The sequence below is a fragment of the Hydrogenophaga aromaticivorans genome (genome assembly GCF_013387465.1).
GTDB lineage: Bacteria > Pseudomonadota > Gammaproteobacteria > Burkholderiales > Burkholderiaceae_C > Hydrogenophaga > Hydrogenophaga aromaticivorans.
In genome coordinates this window covers 1-2,231 of the sequence record NZ_VYGV01000021.1, presented here as the reverse complement: position 1 = coordinate 2,231, position 2,231 = coordinate 1, and the positions used below count along the sequence as shown (strand labels likewise).

Annotated in this window: 2 protein-coding genes and 1 pseudogene; 2 read left to right on the top strand and 1 reads right to left on the bottom strand. The window is 69.3% G+C overall.

Features of this window, described 5'->3' with window-relative positions; translation table 11 throughout:
- Positions 1–507: DsrE family protein (locus tag F3K02_RS21365; protein ID WP_218179540.1), on the top strand; the 507-nt coding region annotated here is incomplete at its 5' end.
- Between the two features lie 139 nt (positions 508–646).
- On the top strand, positions 647–1,069 hold the full coding sequence (locus F3K02_RS21360; RefSeq protein WP_177137655.1) for a VOC family protein: 423 nt from the start codon (positions 647–649) through the stop codon (positions 1,067–1,069).
- A gap of 24 nt (positions 1,070–1,093) precedes the next feature.
- On the opposite strand, the pseudogene F3K02_RS21355 reads toward F3K02_RS21360, so the two are convergent.
- A pseudogene (locus F3K02_RS21355) lies at positions 1,094–2,119 on the bottom strand (ABC transporter permease); the annotation flags it as partial.
- Between the last annotated feature and the right edge of the window lie 112 nt (positions 2,120–2,231).

The window sequence follows — 2,231 nt, the reverse complement described above, 5'->3', positions numbered from 1 at the left end:
GCCGTGCTGGCCGCCTGCCTGGGCGCCGTGCCGCTGCTGGCCCCGTGGCCCGCGCAGGCCCAGGCGACCTTCGTGCAGTCGCCCTACAAGAACCCGAAAGTGCTGTTCGACTTCTACCTCGACAACCCGGCCAAGATGGGCGCGGCGCTGTACTGGCTGCGCTCGTTCGTGAACCCGCTGACCGAGGCACCCTACAGCTTCTTCAACGACGACATGAGCGTGATCGTGCTGCTGCACGGCACCGAACTGGTGACGGTGGCGAAGAAGAACGAGGCGAAATACGAAGAGGTGGTGCAGCGCATGCGCTACTACGCCGGGCAGGGCGTGAAGTTCAAGGTCTGCGGCCTGGCGCTGAAGGACTTCGGCTACACGCTGGCCGACATGCAGCCGTTCATCGAGGTCACCCCCTCGGCCATGACCGAACTCGTGCACTGGCAGAACCAGGGCTACGGTCTGATCACGCCGGTGGTGACCGACAAGCGCTTCTCCATCGAAGAGATTCGCTGACACGGGCGGCGCCGCTGCCGAGAACCGTTTGTCGGTCGGGTGGCCGGGCCTGTCGAAACAGGGGTGGCCCGTCCGTCGTGACCTTGAACGCCCCCGGACCCCGGCTCGGGGTTCCTCCACCCCTGATCAGGAGATCAACATGACGCAACTGTGCGCCTACCTGTCCTACAACGGCAACTGCGCCGAGGCCATGGCCTTTTATGCGCGCGTGCTCGACGCCAAGGTCGAGGCCCTCATCACCTACGCGCAGATGCCCGAGGGCGACCCGGTGCCGCCCGAACACGCCAACCGCATCATGCACGCCTACCTGGTGCACCCCGACTTCGCCCTCATGGCCGGCGACACGCCGCCGGGCGTGCCGTTCGAGGGCATCAAGGGCGCGATGCTGGCGCTGACCTACCCCAGCGCCGCCGAAGCACGGCGCATCTTCGCCGCACTCGCGGAGGGCGGCACCGTGCAGATGCCGCTGGGCGAAACCTTCTGGGCCGAGGCCTTCGGCATGGTGACCGACCGCTTCGGCACGCCCTGGGGGATCAACGGGGGACCGAAGCCGATGTCGTAGGCCGGAAGACCTGACAGCGGGCCCTCAGCGCTGGCGCAGGGTGCGGCTGAGCATGATCACCGGCACCAGCCCCACCAGCACCAGGGTGAGCGCGGGCAGCGCCGCCTCACCCAGGCGCTCGTCGCGCGCCAGCTGGTAGGTCACCACCGCCAGGGTGTCGCTGTTGAAGGGCCGCAGCACCAGGGTGGCGGGCAGCTCTTTCATGACGTCCACGAACACCAGCAGCGCGGCGGCGGCGGTGGAGCGTTTGAGCAACGGCCAGTGCACCCGGGCGGCCAGGCCGGCGCCGGTGGTGCCGAGCATGCGAGCCGAATCGTCCAGGCTGGCGGGCACGCGCGCGTAGCCGCTCTGCACCGACTGCAGGGCCACCGCGGTGAAGCGCACCATGTAGGCCCAGACGATGCCCAGCGCCGTGGCCGTGATCCAGTAGCCCACGCTCGACTCGGGTCGCACCGCCTGCACCCAGCCCACCGGCAGCAACAGACCCACCACGATCACCGCCCCCGGCACCGCGTAACCCAGGCTGGCGAGCTGCACCACGCCGCGCGTCACCGCGCTGGGCCGGGTGCGCAGCGCAAACGCCAGCACCAGCGCCAGCGCGGTGGCCAGCAGCGCGCTCAGGCCCGCGAGCCACACGCTGTTGCGCGACCACTGCACGAACATGGCCCAGGGCAGGTCTTCCCAGCCGCCAATCAGCGGCCGCAGCATGAACAGCACCGGCAGCACAAAACCGAACAGGACCGGCAGGCCACACACCAGCACCGCCAGCAGAGAGCGCGCACCCACCAGCCGCACCGGCTGCGCCTCGGCACTGCCCGCGCGCTGGCCGCGTTGTGACGCAAACCGCATGCGCCGCTGGGCCCGGTGCTCCAGCCAGAGCAGCAGCGCCACGATGGCCAGCAGCATGGTCGCCAGTTGCGCGGCCGCCAGCGGCATGTCCATGGACAGCCAGGCCTTGTAGATGCCGGCGGTGAAGGTCTGGATGCCGAAGTAGCTGGCGACGCCGAAGTCCGCCAGCGTCTCCATGAGCGCCAGCGCCACGCCCGAAGCCCCCGCCACCACCACCGGCCTGGAATGGGTCCCCAGCCTGCAGACCGGCGACGACCGCATGGACGAGACGCACGAAGAGTTCGTCACCATGCTGAACCAGCTGCTCGCCACC

What these genes read in the sequence shown, in the direction of transcription:
- F3K02_RS21360 (WP_177137655.1), top strand. Translation starts at nt 647, where the DNA reads ATGACGCAACTGTGCGCCTACCTGTCCTACAACGGCAACTGCGCCGAG.